Genomic DNA, 15,706 nt, shown 5'->3' with positions numbered 1-15,706 from the left:
TTGTTGTGTTTTTTATGTATTGGCATGATCTGCCGACAGTTCCTAGGTAGTAATTTTTTCTTTTAGTGTGTTTGCGATTTCCTTGACCGAATATGGTTTTTCAAAAACATCTTCGACGCCAAAATTATCCAGTCTTTTTCTCATCAGGTCAGTCAGAAATGCGGTAATTATTATGACTCGTGCATCTGCGTTTATCTTTTTGATTTCCTCTAGTGCGTAAAACCCGTCATATTGTGGCATTACAAGGTCCAAAAACACCACGTCTGGCTTGTGTTTTTTGTACAATTCTACGCCTTCCTTGCCGTTTTTGCCAAGACCCGCAACATCGATGTCTTTGAGTTTGAGGAATTCGGCAAAAACTTCCGCACTATCGGTTTCATCATCTATTATGATTGCTCGAATCAACACAAAGTGTGTGACATTGTGAGATTAAACTGCCTGTTTGTACACATAATACAAACAAATTAGCGAAGGTACTACTTTACTATCATATAATAATACAATAAGAGTGGACCGGGTGGGATTCGAACCCACGACCTTTGCGGGATTGCAACAATCCTTACGCAGTGTGAGTGCGTCATCCTAACCAACTAGACAACCGGTCCAACTATGGACAAATTTCTGCGCTATTTAGTCGTTAGAATAGTCATATAGAGGAAAAAATGCAGACCAGTCTGATGCATAAACAAAGCACGTGGAAATTATCCGAATTAGCACCAGACCACAAAAGCCCAGAATTTGCAAAACAGGTAACAAGGCTAGAAGCCAAAGTCAAGAATTTTGAGAAAATAAAGTCAAAGCTTAGGCCTTCCATTTCATCAAAAGAGTTCTTTGGAATCATACACAACATAGAAGATCTGACAGAGGATGCAAGTAGACTAGGCGGCTATGCATCGTTATTGTATTCATCAGACACCCAGTCAGATGAGGCCACCACACTGCTGACAAAAATGTCCAAGCTTGGCTCTGAAATCGAAAACAAGACATTATTTTTTGACTTGTGGTGGAAGCGCAAAATCGACGAGAAAAATGCAAACAGACTAATCAAGGACGCAGGAAACCTATCACAATTCCTAAGACACAAGCGACTCTTGGCAAAATATTCCCTCTCAGAGCAGGAAGAAAAAATAATCAACACCCTTGATGTTACCGGCTCGACAGCACTTGTAAAATTATACGACAAGATAACAAATGCGTTTGAGTACATCATAACAATTAACGGCAAAAAGAAAAAACTTACTCGAGAGCAGCTGAGTGTTCTTGTACGCAGTACCAATCCAAGCTTGAGAAAGACAGCATATCAGACGCTCCTAGGCAAGTTCAATGCAAACAAGGGAGTGCTAGGCGAAATCTACCAGAATCTGGTCCTAAACTGGAAAGACGAAGGAATTGAAATCAGAAAATACACCTCCCCGATTTCGATTAGAAATATCGGAAATGATGTCGATGACAAAACCGTCCAGGTGTTGCTTGATGTCTGCAAGAAGAACTCTAGTGTGTTTTACGAGTTTTTTGAGTTCAAGGCAAGGTCTCTGGGCCTCAAAAAGCTCAGAAGATACGACCTGTATGCGCCAAGCGCAAAAAAATTCAAAGAAAAGGACTACACCTACGACAAGGCAATAAAACTGGTCCTAGAGTCTCTGAACAAGTTCAGTCCCACGCTGTCAGAGTATGCAAATAAAGTATTTGCGCAAAGCCATATTGATTCTCAGATAAGGCCAGGCAAGCGGGACGGTGCATTTTGCAGCACAGTATCGCCAAAGTTGACCCCATATGTTTTGGTAAACTATGCAGGAAAATCAAAGGACGTATTCACCTTGGCACACGAGCTTGGCCATGCAGTGCATAGCCAGGCAGCATCAAAGCAATCCATCCTAGTCTCAGAGGCCCCACTCCCATTGGCAGAAACAGCATCGACATTTTCTGAATTGCTTCTATACGATAACATTTCAGACCAGATGACGGACACCGAAAAAGCCGCTATTCTGTCAGAAAAAATAGACGACATTTATGCTACCGTGATGCGCCAAGCTTTCTTTACAATATTTGAGATCGACGCACACAAGCAAATTGCCAGTGGCACGACAATAGAAGAGTTATCCAAGACATATCTTGGGAACCTGAAGACCCAGTTTGCCAATTCCATAGAGATATCAGAGGATTTTGCGCTTGAGTGGTCCTGCATTCCTCATTTTTTCCACACGCCGTTTTACTGCTACGCATATTCATTTGGAAATCTGCTGTCGCTGTCGCTGTTCCAAATGTATCAGAGGGAAGGAAGATCGTTTGAGAAGACATACCTAGAGATCCTAGCTGCCGGCGGCTCTAAAAAGCCAGAGACCCTGCTAGATGAATATGGAATCAACATTTCATCTGCCAAGTTCTGGCAGGATGGCTTTGATTACATCAAATCTCAGGTAAAAGAACTGGTTTTATTGTAAGTGAAAATGGGGCTGACAGCCTTTACGCACTGGCTGCCAGTCCACGGAATTTTTTGTTCCCCGAACGGTTTGAATCGATGTCAAGATGTGTTCTGAGCCATTTGGATTTAAACCTTTGATTCAGTGATGGCTGATTCTTACGCAAAGTTAATAGTAAAAATTAGTTCTGCCAACTTTGTGTACCGTGTTTTTGCAATACTTGGCCTGGTTTTTGTCCTAGGATTTACTGTGAGTGTGTTTGCAGAAGAGCCAAGGCTTGCCACGTTTCACGAGACGGCAACCATCCTAGTCGATCAGAGAATGTCAAACAATGTTACGGCCTCAGTGTCATTACAAACCACATCCCTGCATGAATTTCAGATCCCGCCCGCATTAGACCAAAAAATACGAAACAACACAGACATTGTCGCAGTGGTAATCACAAATGAAAACCAGTGTGTCCTCGGAGTGCAGGACGACATTTGCGTACTGGTAAACGTCAAGCGCCAAGAGGGTGAAGGAGGCATCCAAGCAGCGCAGCAAAAAGCAAGACAGACAGGCGATGCCATAATAGACGACATTAACGAATTTTTCGGCCTAGATACTGAATTCCACTCTACATTCATCCATTATGACGATAAAGCAAACCGAGCGCTAGAGACGCAAGGCCAAGTTTCTGGAAGGGGGGTAGTCTCGGCAGTCTATACGGCGTCATTTCAGAACACAGACTTTATGTTCAATCGAGTCTCCAGCGCACTGATTCCAAGCCAGATAAGAAGCATGGGTGGATTTTATGAAATAGCACAAACACTATCCAAAGACGACTCTTCGAGGATGACATTTACCATACTGCCAAGGGGACCAATCTCGGTTATGCAGCTCAAAGTCTCAGAGAACTATCCAGGACTAGCGCAAAGCATCACAGCTGTTGAACCATTAAAATACCTCAAGGTAAACGAAATCAAAAAATCAGACTATTACAAAGTGGGATTCTTTCCACTAAATTCCATAGTGCAGGTCGTAATACTTCCGCAAGATGAATCTGCGCAGGCAGCTGCAGGAAGTATGATTGGTGCCACAGTCAAGAACAATCAGACAGTTCCAGCAGATCTAGAGACAAGCGGATGGTTCTTCAATTCCAATTCAGGCAAGAAAATAGAGGCAATGTATCTTTTTGGCAAGGAGTTTTCTGCAGATAGTTCTGATTTGAAGATCACGTTCGGCAAAGAATCATTGTCAATCCCAGTAAGTGTCGGACTGCAGGAAATTGTAATCCTAGTTGGAATTGGAGCAGCAGCTGCAGGAGCAGTTGTGTATTATCTAAAAGGAATCAGATCTAAATAACCAGAACAGCTGCAGAAAACACCGTGGTCCAGCGCCCTTTGCTGTCACCTACCGCAGTCTGCGTTATGTTCATTGATTTGTAAATTTCTCCGGAAATCTTCCATTGTTTTCTTTTTTCGTCCCACGATTTGTCAAGATCAAACTTGATTCCAAGAGACGATGCAAGCATTTGAGCCGCAATGTCTTCTGCATAGTCGCCTGCCTGCTTTTCATTTTGTCCAAACGCCTCATATTCTGAAAGATAGCCGTACCTGTTTGGGTCTTTTGGCTGAGCGACGCCAACGGATGCCGAGATTAGTCGGTGTGGCTCGTTTGTTTGGTTTCTTGAATAAATGCAAAAGAGAACTTGGCCTGGGTTGATAAGCTTGAGGCCTTCTGCGCGCGAGACCATCTTTGCGCGAGGTGGGAAAATGCTGGAAATCAGAACGATGTTTGTGCCTGCGATTCCTGCGTCTCGCAAGGCAAATTCGAAGCTTGTCAGCCGGTCCTCATGAACGCCTTTGCCTTTTGTGAGGAATAATTTTTTTGCAACAAGATCAAGCATTTTGTTTTTGTAACAATACATGGAATTATTATACTTATTTCAGCTGGTGAAGCCATGATTTTTGTCTAAAAGAGTTTGCACAAAATGTGCGCCTTTTGCTAAATACAGATACGCACATGTTATTATTCAGTTGAGCCCATACTGGATCGTGGATATCTTCAGCTTTTTGGATTCCGCCCTGCAATCAGACGGATTTGTAATCGGGTACTATGTCTTTACGGTTGCAACATCTCTGATACTAATCAAGGAGACAAAAAAGCGGCTGCTGGACCTAAAGGATGGAATTCGCTCCATCATATATGCCCCAATAGCATTTGGCATACTGATCGGATACCTGCTTACACTATACCCAATTGTAGAAAATATTCCAATTCTTAACTGGAGCTGGCTGGGCTACAACATTGCGTTTGGTCCTTTTGCAGACCAAGGGTTCTGGGGAATTGTACCGTTTATTCCGCTACTCCTGTACATGTTCATCCACATAAACCACGTAGAGGAACTATACTTTAGAAAATCAAAAAAGATGGTTCTGGTTTGGGCGGTAGCGCATGTTGCAATGGGAATCAAGCTGCACATGGCAATACTGCTAATCCCGATTGGGTTTTTGTTCAAGTACGTCTATGACAAAAAAGGCCTCAACCACTCTTATGCGATGCACTTTACTACAAACATCCTAGTTGTAGTGGCATTATTTCTTACGCTTATCCGATGACCTTTCCGGCTTTGGTCCCTGCATGAAATATCGATATCCGATGAATCCGCCGATGCAGAGATTGATAACACCAAATAACACCAACATCATCGGGATTGGTTTTATGAGAAGCATTCCCGCAATGATTCCCCAAGTTCCAGTTCCCAGAAACAAAATTGTCAGAACCTTGAGCTTCTTTGGTGGAATCCACTTCATTTGTTGAGTTTGTAATGTGACTCTATTAAAGAGTGACGGGCTGCACTAACATTTTAAAACGCTAGTTTTTGTTAGAAAATCGTTGCCAATATAGCTCAGCCTGGCAGAGCAACGGTTTTGTAAACCGTGGGTCAAGGGTCCAAATCCCTTTATTGGCTTTTTTCAACTTCATGTTCCAAGGATTTATTAGAGGACCAGAGATTCTGGCAATCATTAGGCTATAATGACGGAAAATAAGCAATGAGCTTCTTTGTCTGTCATTGCTTAGGAAAATAAATTGACAAAATTTGAAGAATTAGGGATAAAACAATCCATCTTAGATGGGCTAAAGGACATAGGATTTGACGAGGCGTTTCCAATCCAAGAGGCAACTATACCTGTGTTGCTATCTGGCAGAGATGTCATAGGTCAGGCACATACCGGAACTGGCAAGACGGCAGCATTTGGAATATCAATGCTGAGTGGAATTGATGCAAACAAGACCATCCAAGGCTTGGTACTAGCACCAACCAGAGAATTAGCACTGCAAATAACAGAGGAGATCAAAAAATTTGCAAAACACACAGGTATTCGCGTAGTTTCAATATACGGCGGACAGGGAATGGGAGTACAACTCCAAGCGCTCAAACATGGAGTCGAGGTAATCGTTGCCACGCCAGGCAGACTAATTGACCACCTAAAGCAGGGATCTATTGAGCTCAACGACCTCAAGTATGTTGTACTAGACGAAGCAGACACTATGCTAGACATGGGATTTATCGACGATATCAGATTCATCTTGGAAATGACCCCAGTCAACAAAGTAATGTCATTATTCTCTGCTACAATGCCTCCAGAGATTCTAAGACTGGCAGACGAATACCTGAACAACCCAAAACAGTTCCTCCTATCAGCAGATGACCTATCAGGAGAGGGAATAGATCAATCATTTCTGATTATCAAGGACAGAGAGAAAATGGATTATCTAGTGCAATTTATCAAAGAAAACAAGCGTGGCCAATCAGTAGTGTTTTGCTCAACTAAAAACAGAACTAGAGATGTTGCTCGCGCATTGCGCCAAGCAGGATACAATGCTGTGGCAATTGAAGGAGACATGTCGCAACACAGACGTGAAATATCCATGTCGCAGTTCAGGCGAGGCCAGGCGGACATTTTGGTTGCAACCGACGTAGCTGCAAGAGGAATCGATGTTCCAGAGGTAGCACTGGTTGTAAACTATGATGTACCAAACCAGGAAATGGTCTACTTCCACCGAATTGGAAGAACCGCAAGAGCAGGCGCAAAAGGCAGAGCAATCACGCTAGTATCATATTCTTCTGTCGGCGACTTTAATCTCATAAAGCAACAAGTCAAAGCTCCAATGACTGATCTTAACGAAAAGATGGGAATCATTGTAGACATTCCAGACCCACTAAAAAGACAGGTCGGCCCGCGCAGAACATTTGGACGCGGGGGTGGAGGCGGTTTTGGTAGGAGTGGAGGAAGAAGCTTTGGCAGGGGCGGAGGCTCCAGAGGAGGGTTTGGTAGGAGTGGAGGATTTGGCGGAAGACGCGATTATGATAGACGTGATTCTGGCAGAGAAGAGCGAAGAGATTCAGGATTTAGGAGAAACGATGATAGACGGGATTCTGGATTTAGGGGCGGATTCAGCAAGGGAAGACGCGATTATGATAGACGTGATTCTGGCAGAGAAGAGCGAAGAGATTCAGGTTATAGAAGAGAGGAAAAACGTGAATCCAGAATAGAGGACGGCTTTAGAGGGCAACACTCTTCAAAGCGACCAGCACACAGAAGACGCTGGTAATCTTTTTTAAACTCGAGTTATAGTGATATGCAATGGAAGTAGGTTTTGTTTTACTCAATTGTGACCTTGGCGCAGAAGAATACCTGCTAGACGAAATAAAGCAGATTCCAGAAGTAAAGCAAGCATACCTGACATTTGGTGCATATGACATCATAATTGAGATTCATGCAAAATCACCAGAAGACTTTGACAAGACAGTATCTAACAAAATCCGAAGACTGTCACGAGTCATGAGCACAATGACATTAAAGGTTCTTGCAAGCAAGACCAAATAATTCAGGTAATACAAATTGGAAAAAATTCAATATTCTGGAACAGTGTGGGCAATAAACCACAACAACCCAGAGCCCCTAGTCACCCATTGCCTAAAAAAACTCCAGGAATATGGCATTAAAAAAGAAGACATCAGACTTACAGATGCCCCAGAAAACGTCCAAGTTGGCGAAATAGTAGTTGAAATGTGGCCATACCACATCGACGTTGCACGCGTGCGAACAATTCGAAACGAGTCATTCATTTCAGGATCCGTCATGCAAATTGAGCTAAGAACGGACGAGCAAGGAAATTACATAGATTAAAAATAAAAAAGAATTTAGCTGACAGTTACTTTACCTGTCATCCACGGGTGGACGATGCAAAAGTAATCGTATTTTCCAGCTTTGTCAAACTTTTGTGAGAATGTTCCTCCAGCTGCCACAAGTCCGGTGTCGAATTTGCCGTCAGGGCCTGTCTTGAGGTTGCCACTAGTCGCAGTGTGGGCTGCAGAGTCTACATTTTTCCAAGTTACAGTTCCGCCCTTTGCAACTTTGGCCTCAAATGGAGAATAGCATTTGTTGCCTTTCTGACATCCTTCATTTGCAGAGCCCTTTACCATTTCTACTGTCACGGTAGAAGAGGCCTTACCGGTTGATTTAGTCGGTTTTTTGGTTGTTTCTTTCTTTTTTGTCTCTTTTTTGACAGTCTTTTTTTCCTTGCTTTCTGCGGCGTCTGCATGTTGCATCATTGGTACAGCCAGGACAGCGCCAAGTAATGCAAAGATCGCCACACCTGCAAGAATTGTCTTGTTCATGATTTTGGGAACAATATCATAACTTAATTAATTTTGTTCAGGATTTCATCGGAGATAATAAAATAAGAAAAATCAGAATCTCTTCTGATTATTGGACGGTGACTGTGCCTTTCATCCAGGGGTGGAGAATGCACATGTATGGGTATGAACCCGCAGTGTTGAATGTGTTAGAAGCAGATGCGCCTGCGTTGACAAGACTAGTGTCAAAAGAGCCATCAGATGCTGTTGCAGTATGAGCCGCGGAGTCTACGTTTTTCCATGTGACTTTACCGCCTACAGTGACAGCTACGGTGCTTGGGAGATAGCATTTATCACCACAGTTGGTGTCCGACGCGGTTCCTTTTGCCATGTCTACTGTAACTTCTTTTAATGCCTCACCAGATGGTGCTGCCTTTGCGCTAGTTTGGCCTGTCGCGGTGTCTTTCTTTGCCTTCATTTCGGCTTTCTTGGTGTCTTTCTTTTCTTTGATTGCTGTCTTTTTGTCGTCTTTCTTTGCCTTCATTTCGGCTTTCTTGGTGTCTTTCTTTTCTTTGATTGCTGTCTTTTTGTCGTCTTTCTTTGCCTTCATTTCGGCCTTTTTGTCTTCTGCTGCAAATGCAGAGTTAGTCATCGATACACTAACAACTGCTGCCAGTAACACAAATACTGCAAAACTTGCAAGTAATTTGGTATTCATTATTGATCACCGAGCTCGACTTTTGATATATTAAGATTGTTCAGAATTTCTCCAACACCTAATTCTGCTTAACTTGTACCAAGCGGAATTACTACAAATGTAAATTCTTGCGTGATACTTTGATAATCCTTGCCAGATGCAGTAACACTTAGCTTGTATGTACCAGTTCTGGAATTGTCTGGAATTATTATGGAATCATCATAATAACCAAATTTTTGTGTAGTTCCACTGGATGTCTTTATGACAGTGCCCACAGGATTTGTTACCGTGGCAGAGACTTGCAGCCCTTCCAAATATCCAAAAGTATTGTAAAAGTCAGACAGCGGGTTTGATTTTAGATCAAACGCCCTTACAGTAAACTTGTATGGTGACTTCCATTGTACTCGTTCGGTTTGTTTTACTAAAAGCAAGAGATCTTTTTTCTGCACAGGCTCGTCTATTGGGCTTGGCGGTGCTTGGTCCTGCTTGAGTCTGGCAAAAACAGAGAACGCATCATTGGTTGATGTTCTGCCAGTCAGATGATAGATAGAATCATCGTCAACATTTAGTACGAGTTTGCCTGAGGCAGACAGCCGAAGATCGCCAGATTCTGCGTTCAGCCTTAGGAATTTTTTATTGTAAAACAATGACAGGCTTGCCTCATCGATGACTTGTATATCATCACCAAGCAGAATTTTTCCGCTTTGGAATTCAGTTTTGCCAGAATCCAGAAATTTTAATGACATTTGTAGTGAAGCCGCATCTATGTTACCATTTATTGTGCCAAAGCCATTTCCAATCAGCACAAAATTAGAATCTGCGTACGACACAGTTGGTACAATTGCAACTAATCCACCAATTAATGCAGCTAAAAGCAGTAATTGCATTGCATTATTTTCTTTTTTATGATTAATAATACTTGGGTAGGATTTGTTTGACCAACAATTAATATCGCGCCTCAAAATCCATATCAAATAATTTGAAGATAAAGGCCATTCACATTGCTGGAATTGCAGGAGCAATAATTATCGCGCTGGCAATATTGTTCGTATATTCAGCAGATCAGGCAAAAAATCGCGGCAAAGCATTTGGAGATAGCCTTCAGACAATCCAAGACGAATTAAAAAAAACCCAGACAGAATTTTATTCAATGAAGACAATGCTTGACGAAGGAGCCATAGAAAAGGAAGAATTTTTAGAATTTGGAGAAACCCATACAAAGAAAATGCAAGAGATACTCAAATCCTACGAGTTGCTTTCCCCGCCTGAATCGTTTGCAAAATCAGTAAAACTCTTCAAAACATCAACGGAAAAACAGCTTGAAAGTGATCAATATCTCATAGAATGGATTGCGACCAACGACACTGCACACAAGATACGCTCAGATCTATTGCTTCAGGAATCATTTGAAAATGAGATGGCAGGCCTTGTTTTGTTTAATGAGGCAAAAAATAACGCGGGCCAAAACTAGAGCAAGCCTTTTTGCGACAGTAAGTCCAGCGTTGAAGATAATGCATCAAGCAGTTTTTCCTTCTCAAGAGGCACGCCCTGAGAAAACTTTACCGGAAAGCTCAGGCTGAGCATGTCATTGTCAGTGTGGGACATCTGGATAGAGTGCTGCATTTGTTTTTCGAGTAGAAATTCCTTCCACACATCCATTCTCGCATGGACGTCATCGATTTTACTAGATAACTGCAAGACATCCATCTCCTGATTGTTATCAAAAATTCCAAACTTTACCATCGGCACAGTAACAAATCCACCGGGAATAGGATCATGGTTTTTGTGCATCTTTTCTACAATTTCGTCGTACTTGTTTTCAGGTAGAATCTGCCCATAGTCTGGCCAAAAGTAGCCAGCAATTTTTCGATCCTTGTCCAAGATTCTAAAAAAATCCGAATCCAGATCTAACTTCCACATGTCATGCTGGGTTTGCTCTCAATGTTAATAAATCATCAAACCGGAAATTACAGAGTGGCGCTAACAAAATACACCCGCGATTTTCTTGAGAATCAGATTGACTATTACATAAGCGAAGCCCAATCGTTTAGGCAAATTGTGCAAAACTATTCCCCAGAGGTAATATCCATAGAGGACGCCACGTTTGGGATAATAGCCGGATGCGTGTATTCTGCGTTTTTGAGAGCATATGAAAATGAAAAAAGAACAGTCGAGCTAGACGACATGCAGGAATTCAACAAGATAATCAAAGACAAGGCAGCACTCATCAAAAAGGCAATACTGGGATAATCCAGAATGGATTAAATCCCATTACAAAAAATAACCAGCATTGGCAGACATTACAAAATACCGCATCCACCAAATAGTCGACAATGGGACAATAGTGCAGATTTCTCTTGCAGAAGACGTGCAAACTGAGCCAATCTCGCAAAAGCAGATGATTCTAGATTCCGTTGCAAAAAAGCTAGACCCGGAACTAAAAGAGCAAGTGCAGCCACTGCTAGAGGCCATTTTGGGGGCACAGCCCACAGTCAAGATAAAGACGTATGATCAGACCACCATATCCATTACGATGCCAAAGGTCCGCTATGAAAGACTCGGACGGCCCCAAGTAGGCGATGTCCTAGAAATAACTCTAAGAAAGTAACTTTACTATTTCAGATATGGTCTTTAGTGGCAGAGAGCAGCTAAAGTTTTTGCACACAAACACCGTTGTTTCATCTTCAAATTCCTTGCCAGCAAAGTACTGGTATTTTTCCAGTGCTTGTATCTGGGCTTGGCTTTGTATCGTGACTAGAATGGATTCTGGTAGGAATCGTTTTGTTAGATCGTCATAGATGGTTTTGTTTTGTGGGTTTAGCAGTGTTATTTCAGTTGGGTTTTGCAGATGTAGATAAATCGTATTTAGCAAATACCCAAACCCAAACGGATTTTCTGCGGCCATTATTGCAAATGCTTCCATTGTTTTGACAGATATTTCATGGAATTTTTTGTTCTGCGTCAAATGGTATAGTTTTAGCAATGCGTTTGCGGTAACAGAGTTGCCAGACGGCATCGACAGATCATAGTTGTTCTTTGGGCGTATGATGAGTGATTCATGATTGTCCGCAGTAAAGTAAAAGTTAGAATTTTTCTCATCCCAGAAATGCTCAACCATATACTTCGCAAGTTTTTCTGCCAGCGCCAAATATTTTGCATCTGGGTTTACCTCAAAGAGATCAACTAGTGCATTGACAAGATACGCATAGTCTTCAAGGTATGCAGATAACTTTGCCTTGCCGTTTTTGTACGTTCTCAGAAGAGAATCTCCAGCTAGGAGGTTTTTCTCAATGAATGTCACGCAGTTTTCTGCCGCCTGCAGGTATGCTAGATTGTCAGTTACCCTGTACCCCTTGGCAAATGCAGAGACCATCAATGCATTCCATGAAGTGATTATTTTGTCATCAAGGCCTGGCCTGATGCGCTTTGAGCGTACGTCTAGGAGTTTTTTTGATGATTCTGCTATTATTGACCTTACTGCATCCTCGGTGATTCCAGTATGGAATGCAACTGCAGATGTGGCAATTGAATTATTCAGTATGGTGTGGCCCTCAAAGTTGCCGCCATCGGTGACGTCATAGTACAGACAAAACACATCGGCGTCTTTTCCCAAGATTTGGCTCACTTCTTTTTTGCTCCAGACATAGAATTTGCCTTCTTCGCCCTCAGAGTCGGCATCCAGTGCGGAATAGAACCCTCCTTCTGGTGAGGTCATCTCGCGCAAGACAAACCCCAGAGTTTTGTTAATTACATCTAGATAGAACGAGTCCCTGCTCAGCTGGTACGCCTCGGCATACACTATTGGTAATAATGCATTATCATATAGCATCTTTTCAAAGTGAGGGACAAGCCAGCGTGCATCCGTTGAATAGCGGTGAAATCCACCACCAATCTGATCAAAGATTCCTCCTTTTCCCATCTTGTTTAGTGTCTTGAATACAAATTCCGAGAACTTTGATATCTTGGAGATTTTTCCGTATCGCAGCAAAAAGGAAAGATTTGCGGCGTTTGGAAATTTTGGTGCCTGGCCAAATCCACCATATGTGTTGTCGGCAATTTGAAACAGATTCATTGCGGCTTCATCCAGGATTGCTTTGTCTAGTGTTGCAGGAGTTGTTACCATTTCTGCGCCGCGAAGGTTTTGCATAAAATTCTCGGATGCTTTTTTTACGTCATTTGGCTTTTCCTTCCAGGCTTGTGCCAGCTGAAGCAGTATGCTCCCAAAGCCAGGCCTGCCATAATTATCCAGAATTGGAAAATACGTACCCACATAGAACGGCTTTTGGTCCGGCGTCAAAAACACGCTTAGCGGCCAGCCTCCTTGTCCTGTTGCCATCTGGCACACCTTCTGGTAAATGTCGTCCAAGTCAGGTCGCTCCTCTCGGTCTACCTTGATTGAGACAAAATTCTCATTCATTATTTTGGCAATCTCTTCGTTTTCAAATGACTCGTGCTCCATCACATGACACCAGTGGCACGAGCTGTACCCAACTGAGAGGAAAATCGGCTTGTTTTCATTTACTGCTTTTTCTAGCGCCTCTTTTCCCCACGGATACCAGTTTACCGGATTGTGTGCATGTTGTAAAAGGTACGGACTGGTCTCATGTACGAGTTTATTTTCTGCCAACAAACTTGCGTGATTCGTTTTAGTATTTGTATTTTTTATCTAAACCAAGTCTTTTCTTCAATGTCATATACACGCGCATTGATTTGCGCCAGCAGCTTCATTTTGGATTTTTGAGCCTTTTTGTTGTGAGAATAGTCCTTTTTCTCCACCAAGATGATCAGCTCCTTTAGGTCCTCCAAAGACAGCGTCTTGAGTCCCTTCTTTGAAACGACTTCCAATAGTTCTATTCGCCTTTTGTCGTCTGGCGCAATGTCAGCCATATACCACAATGCAACGCCCAGAGTTTAATTTTTTATCTAAACCAAGAAATAGCTTGGCATTATCTTACAGAATAATGCGCGCAATGGTGCTAGAAAGACTTGGGCCGATTGAGGGCAAGCCATTACAACTGCGAGAGATTGAAACTCATAAAATAAAAAAGAACAACGATGTACTAGTCAGAATAGAGGCTTGCGGGGTTTGCAGATCACAGCTCCACGGAATAGAGGGAGACTGGCAAAAGTACGGAATTCCTCCAGCGTTGCCAACCATTCCAGGGCATGAAATTGTTGGAACCATAACTCAGATAGGACCCAGTGTAAAAAACCTCAAAGTTGGCCAGCGAATAGGAATATCCCCACTACACGGCTCTTGCATGCATTGCGATTACTGCAAAACCGGAAAAGAACACCTCTGTGACCAGGCAGAGATCACAGGCGAGACGATGCTTGGTGGGTATGCAGAATACATCACAGTATCAGAAGACTTTGCAACGCCGATTCCAGATTCCATGAAATCCGAATATGCCGCACCTCTTTTTTGTGCCGGAATTACCGCATACAAGGCAGTCAAAGCATCCGAGCCTACAAGACAAAAAACAGTCGGCATTTTTGGCGTCGGCGGAGTGGGCCACCTAACAGTGGAGTTTGCAAAACTGGAAGGAATGCGCGTAGTAGGCGTTGCGCGAAACAAGGCTCACCTTGATGTGGCAAAAAAAGTTGGAGCAGACAATGTAATCCAGTTTACAGAGCAAAACGAGTTTCTCTCCACACTAAAAAAAGAAGAAGGGCTGCTTGATTCAGCAATTGTCTTTGCGCCATCAGAAAAAATAGTGGACTTGGCAATCAATTCAGTCAAAAAGGGCGGAACCATAGTACTTGGAGTACTGGCAAGCATTCCAAACTTTGACGTATTTACGGAAAAAACTTTGCGCGGGACTCTGATTGGCTCTAGATCAGACATGGTAGATGTAGTAAGATTGGCAAAACAAAACGACATGAAAATAATCTTCAAGTCATTTCCGCTGGAACAGGCAAATTCCGTCCTAGAGGATCTCAAATATTCCAGAATAGAGGCACGTGCAGTTCTTACGCCTTAAATAAACCAAAACCAAAATCGTTTTTGTGAACTGCAAGCGCTGCCATCATGTAAGGCAAATCCACGAAGAATCAAAAAACGATTCATTCCTAAAGCTAGGCAAGTGCGCCATACCCGGATGTTCTTGCAGGCAATTTGTAGAGTCCATCGAAAAGCTAGATGAAGAGCTCATGTGATTCATATTGGAATTATCATAAAATGCATCATGGGAAACCACCAGTCTCCAGATGACATCAAAAAAGAGCTCGATGCCATGCTATCAAAGCTAAATGCGCTTGAGATCATTGCTCATGACGAGTTCCAAAAGGGAACAATCAAGGTTTTGCGCAGACTAGTCGAAGGCCAGATTCATTCAATTAACGAGTTTGATCACCTAAAAAAAGCACTAGACCTGCTCACATTGCAGATATTCGAAGTCAAAAACAAGACAGACTCACTTTAACACAGTATCAGACAAGCCGCATTCCTTACATTTCATCAAGACACTAGACCCTAGGTCTTGAGTTTTTTCCATCATACCACCACAGCAAGGACAGTTCATGGTATAATGATATTATTGTTCGATATTTGTGTTATCTGAGTTGCATGGTGGGGTGTATTTTTCTGCGATTTTGCGCACAATCCTTTGCCGCTGCTCTTGCTCAGAGCCCCACATTGGGTAAATGCACAGATGCAGGTTTTGCTCTGATGCATGCGAGAGCCAGCACTTGAACTTGTCATGTTTGGTAAAAAATCCCGCATCGTCTGTTTTGCCAGACTCGCCCACATAGATAATCTGAAATGCTTCTTTGCTTTTTGACAAAATCAGGTACAGGACCTCTTCCATTGGCGGCCCCCACTCTGATAGCCGAATCGGCCCCAAAAACTCATAGTTTAGGATCTGAATTGCCATTGTTTTGGATTGTACTAGGCCGGTTTTGTGCCTTTTGCGAAAAAAGCTGAAGGATGATGCGGGACAAGAACCTCCGGAGAGGCGCCGC

General features: G+C 42.7%; 22 protein-coding genes and 2 tRNA genes. 13 read left to right on the top strand and 11 right to left on the bottom strand.

The genetic code is table 11. From position 1 onward, the window contains the following. Window positions 1-42: 42 nt before the first annotated feature. Both NAQ_RS01035 and NAQ_RS01030 read right to left on the bottom strand, forming a co-directional pair. Complete coding sequence (locus NAQ_RS01035) at window positions 43-405, bottom strand: response regulator (protein ID WP_162858550.1); 363 nt, start codon at window positions 403-405, stop codon at window positions 43-45. 104 nt (window positions 406-509) lie between these two features. Then, window positions 510-605, bottom strand: a tRNA-Val gene (locus NAQ_RS01030). Window positions 606-677: 72 nt separating this feature from the next. On the opposite strand from NAQ_RS01030, the gene NAQ_RS01025 reads away from it, so the two are divergent. Next, window positions 678-2,441, top strand: coding sequence for a M3 family oligoendopeptidase (locus NAQ_RS01025; RefSeq protein WP_100181834.1), 1,764 nt, complete (start codon window positions 678-680; stop codon window positions 2,439-2,441). Between the two features lie 126 nt (window positions 2,442-2,567). Further along, window positions 2,568-3,764 (top strand): hypothetical protein, encoded by a 1,197-nt coding sequence (locus NAQ_RS01020; RefSeq protein ID WP_162858549.1) that lies wholly within the window; start codon window positions 2,568-2,570, stop codon window positions 3,762-3,764. On the opposite strand, the gene NAQ_RS01015 is transcribed toward NAQ_RS01020, so the two are convergent. Beyond that, window positions 3,757-4,308, bottom strand: coding sequence for a pyruvoyl-dependent arginine decarboxylase (locus tag NAQ_RS01015; RefSeq protein WP_100181832.1), 552 nt, complete (start codon window positions 4,306-4,308; stop codon window positions 3,757-3,759). The two genes, NAQ_RS01020 and NAQ_RS01015, sit on opposite strands and share 8 nt — an antisense overlap. 148 nt (window positions 4,309-4,456) lie before the next feature. Between NAQ_RS01015 and NAQ_RS01010 the strand changes: the two genes are divergently transcribed. Then, window positions 4,457-5,020, top strand: a complete 564-nt coding sequence (locus tag NAQ_RS01010; protein WP_245871637.1) for a hypothetical protein — start codon at window positions 4,457-4,459, stop codon at window positions 5,018-5,020. Here NAQ_RS01010 and NAQ_RS01005 read toward each other — a convergent pair. Continuing rightward, the gene (locus NAQ_RS01005; protein WP_100181831.1) at window positions 4,997-5,215 is read right to left on the bottom strand and encodes a hypothetical protein; all 219 of its coding nucleotides are present in this window, start codon (window positions 5,213-5,215) and stop codon (window positions 4,997-4,999) included. The genes NAQ_RS01010 and NAQ_RS01005 overlap by 24 nt on opposite strands. 84 nt (window positions 5,216-5,299) lie before the next feature. Between NAQ_RS01005 and NAQ_RS01000 the strand changes: the two genes are divergently transcribed. The 4 genes from NAQ_RS01000 (at window position 5,300) to NAQ_RS00985 (ending at window position 7,597) form a co-directional block, all read left to right on the top strand. After that, window positions 5,300-5,373: transfer RNA gene (locus NAQ_RS01000), tRNA-Thr, on the top strand. A gap of 119 nt (window positions 5,374-5,492) precedes the next feature. Further along, window positions 5,493-7,019, top strand: a complete 1,527-nt coding sequence (locus tag NAQ_RS00995) for a DEAD/DEAH box helicase (protein WP_100181830.1) — start codon at window positions 5,493-5,495, stop codon at window positions 7,017-7,019. A 32-nt stretch (window positions 7,020-7,051) separates the two neighbouring features. Continuing rightward, window positions 7,052-7,294 (top strand): Lrp/AsnC family transcriptional regulator, encoded by a 243-nt coding sequence (locus NAQ_RS00990; protein ID WP_100181829.1) that lies wholly within the window; start codon window positions 7,052-7,054, stop codon window positions 7,292-7,294. A gap of 15 nt (window positions 7,295-7,309) precedes the next feature. Next, complete coding sequence (locus NAQ_RS00985) at window positions 7,310-7,597, top strand: hypothetical protein (RefSeq protein WP_100181828.1); 288 nt, start codon at window positions 7,310-7,312, stop codon at window positions 7,595-7,597. A 14-nt stretch (window positions 7,598-7,611) separates the two neighbouring features. Here NAQ_RS00985 and NAQ_RS00980 read toward each other — a convergent pair whose 3' ends face one another. The 3 genes from NAQ_RS00980 to NAQ_RS00970 all read right to left on the bottom strand — a co-directional run bounded on the left by NAQ_RS00980 (window position 7,612) and on the right by NAQ_RS00970 (window position 9,630). Next, window positions 7,612-8,088: a cupredoxin domain-containing protein gene (locus NAQ_RS00980; protein ID WP_100181827.1), complete on the bottom strand. Its 477-nt coding sequence runs from the start codon at window positions 8,086-8,088 to the stop codon at window positions 7,612-7,614. 88 nt (window positions 8,089-8,176) lie between these two features. Continuing rightward, on the bottom strand, window positions 8,177-8,764 hold the full coding sequence (locus tag NAQ_RS00975) for a cupredoxin domain-containing protein (protein ID WP_100181826.1): 588 nt from the start codon (window positions 8,762-8,764) through the stop codon (window positions 8,177-8,179). A 68-nt stretch (window positions 8,765-8,832) separates the two neighbouring features. Beyond that, the gene (locus NAQ_RS00970) at window positions 8,833-9,630 is read right to left on the bottom strand and encodes an MG2 domain-containing protein (protein ID WP_100181825.1); all 798 of its coding nucleotides are present in this window, start codon (window positions 9,628-9,630) and stop codon (window positions 8,833-8,835) included. A 92-nt stretch (window positions 9,631-9,722) separates the two neighbouring features. On the opposite strand from NAQ_RS00970, the gene NAQ_RS00965 reads away from it, so the two are divergent. Then, window positions 9,723-10,214, top strand: a complete 492-nt coding sequence (locus NAQ_RS00965) for a hypothetical protein (protein ID WP_245871635.1) — start codon at window positions 9,723-9,725, stop codon at window positions 10,212-10,214. On the opposite strand, the gene NAQ_RS00960 is transcribed toward NAQ_RS00965, so the two are convergent. After that, window positions 10,211-10,663: a hypothetical protein gene (locus tag NAQ_RS00960; protein WP_100181823.1), complete on the bottom strand. Its 453-nt coding sequence runs from the start codon at window positions 10,661-10,663 to the stop codon at window positions 10,211-10,213. The genes NAQ_RS00965 and NAQ_RS00960 overlap by 4 nt on opposite strands. A 54-nt stretch (window positions 10,664-10,717) precedes the next feature. On the opposite strand from NAQ_RS00960, the gene NAQ_RS00955 reads away from it, so the two are divergent. Further along, window positions 10,718-10,993 (top strand): hypothetical protein, encoded by a 276-nt coding sequence (locus NAQ_RS00955; protein WP_100183376.1) that lies wholly within the window; start codon window positions 10,718-10,720, stop codon window positions 10,991-10,993. Window positions 10,994-11,033: 40 nt separating this feature from the next. After that, window positions 11,034-11,351 (top strand): hypothetical protein, encoded by a 318-nt coding sequence (locus tag NAQ_RS00950; RefSeq protein ID WP_100181822.1) that lies wholly within the window; start codon window positions 11,034-11,036, stop codon window positions 11,349-11,351. Here NAQ_RS00950 and NAQ_RS00945 read toward each other — a convergent pair. After that, window positions 11,340-13,370, bottom strand: a complete 2,031-nt coding sequence (locus NAQ_RS00945) for a thioredoxin domain-containing protein (RefSeq protein ID WP_100181821.1) — start codon at window positions 13,368-13,370, stop codon at window positions 11,340-11,342. The genes NAQ_RS00950 and NAQ_RS00945 overlap by 12 nt on opposite strands. A 35-nt stretch (window positions 13,371-13,405) precedes the next feature. Continuing rightward, the gene (locus NAQ_RS00940; protein WP_100181820.1) at window positions 13,406-13,630 is read right to left on the bottom strand and encodes a hypothetical protein; all 225 of its coding nucleotides are present in this window, start codon (window positions 13,628-13,630) and stop codon (window positions 13,406-13,408) included. A 74-nt stretch (window positions 13,631-13,704) separates the two neighbouring features. Between NAQ_RS00940 and NAQ_RS00935 the strand changes: the two genes are divergently transcribed. Genes NAQ_RS00935 through NAQ_RS00930 form a run of 3 tightly spaced genes read left to right on the top strand, consistent with a single transcriptional unit; the run spans window position 13,705 to window position 15,168 of the window. Beyond that, entirely contained in the window at window positions 13,705-14,727 is a 1,023-nt protein-coding gene (locus tag NAQ_RS00935; RefSeq protein WP_100183375.1) for an alcohol dehydrogenase catalytic domain-containing protein, read from the top strand. Between the two features lie 25 nt (window positions 14,728-14,752). After that, the gene (locus tag NAQ_RS09950; RefSeq protein ID WP_162858548.1) at window positions 14,753-14,902 is read left to right on the top strand and encodes a hypothetical protein; all 150 of its coding nucleotides are present in this window, start codon (window positions 14,753-14,755) and stop codon (window positions 14,900-14,902) included. After that, window positions 14,899-15,168, top strand: coding sequence for a hypothetical protein (locus tag NAQ_RS00930; RefSeq protein ID WP_420887489.1), 270 nt, complete (start codon window positions 14,899-14,901; stop codon window positions 15,166-15,168). Before NAQ_RS09950 ends, NAQ_RS00930 begins: the two co-directional genes overlap by 4 nt. A 111-nt stretch (window positions 15,169-15,279) precedes the next feature. Here NAQ_RS00930 and NAQ_RS00925 read toward each other — a convergent pair whose 3' ends face one another. Continuing rightward, a complete protein-coding gene (locus NAQ_RS00925) occupies window positions 15,280-15,618 on the bottom strand; it encodes a hypothetical protein (protein WP_245871633.1) in 339 nt (112 codons plus the stop codon). Between the last annotated feature and the right edge of the window lie 88 nt (window positions 15,619-15,706).

The sequence above is a fragment of the Candidatus Nitrosotenuis aquarius genome, from assembly GCF_002787055.1.
GTDB classification, from domain to species: domain Archaea; phylum Thermoproteota; class Nitrososphaeria; order Nitrososphaerales; family Nitrosopumilaceae; genus Nitrosotenuis; species Nitrosotenuis aquarius.
Note: the sequence above shows the minus strand (reverse complement) of the source record. Positions and strands in the feature narration are given on the sequence as shown.

Bases quoted from the DNA above. Each gene is read 5' to 3' on its own strand.
- NAQ_RS00960 (WP_100181823.1), bottom strand. From the start codon at position 10,663: ATGTGGAAGTTAGATCTGGATTCGGATTTTTTTAGAATCTTGGACAAG.
- NAQ_RS01015 (WP_100181832.1), bottom strand. From the start codon at position 4,308: ATGCTTGATCTTGTTGCAAAAAAATTATTCCTCACAAAAGGCAAAGGC.
- NAQ_RS00925 (WP_245871633.1), bottom strand. From the start codon at position 15,618: ATGGCAATTCAGATCCTAAACTATGAGTTTTTGGGGCCGATTCGGCTA.
- NAQ_RS00935 (WP_100183375.1), top strand. From the start codon at position 13,705: ATGCGCGCAATGGTGCTAGAAAGACTTGGGCCGATTGAGGGCAAGCCA.
- NAQ_RS01005 (WP_100181831.1), bottom strand. From the start codon at position 5,215: ATGAAGTGGATTCCACCAAAGAAGCTCAAGGTTCTGACAATTTTGTTT.
- NAQ_RS00940 (WP_100181820.1), bottom strand. From the start codon at position 13,630: ATGGCTGACATTGCGCCAGACGACAAAAGGCGAATAGAACTATTGGAA.
- NAQ_RS00990 (WP_100181829.1), top strand. From the start codon at position 7,052: ATGGAAGTAGGTTTTGTTTTACTCAATTGTGACCTTGGCGCAGAAGAA.
- NAQ_RS01025 (WP_100181834.1), top strand. From the start codon at position 678: ATGCATAAACAAAGCACGTGGAAATTATCCGAATTAGCACCAGACCAC.
- NAQ_RS01020 (WP_162858549.1), top strand. From the start codon at position 2,568: ATGGCTGATTCTTACGCAAAGTTAATAGTAAAAATTAGTTCTGCCAAC.
- NAQ_RS00975 (WP_100181826.1), bottom strand. From the start codon at position 8,764: ATGAATACCAAATTACTTGCAAGTTTTGCAGTATTTGTGTTACTGGCA.
- NAQ_RS00980 (WP_100181827.1), bottom strand. From the start codon at position 8,088: ATGAACAAGACAATTCTTGCAGGTGTGGCGATCTTTGCATTACTTGGC.
- NAQ_RS00970 (WP_100181825.1), bottom strand. From the start codon at position 9,630: ATGCAATTACTGCTTTTAGCTGCATTAATTGGTGGATTAGTTGCAATT.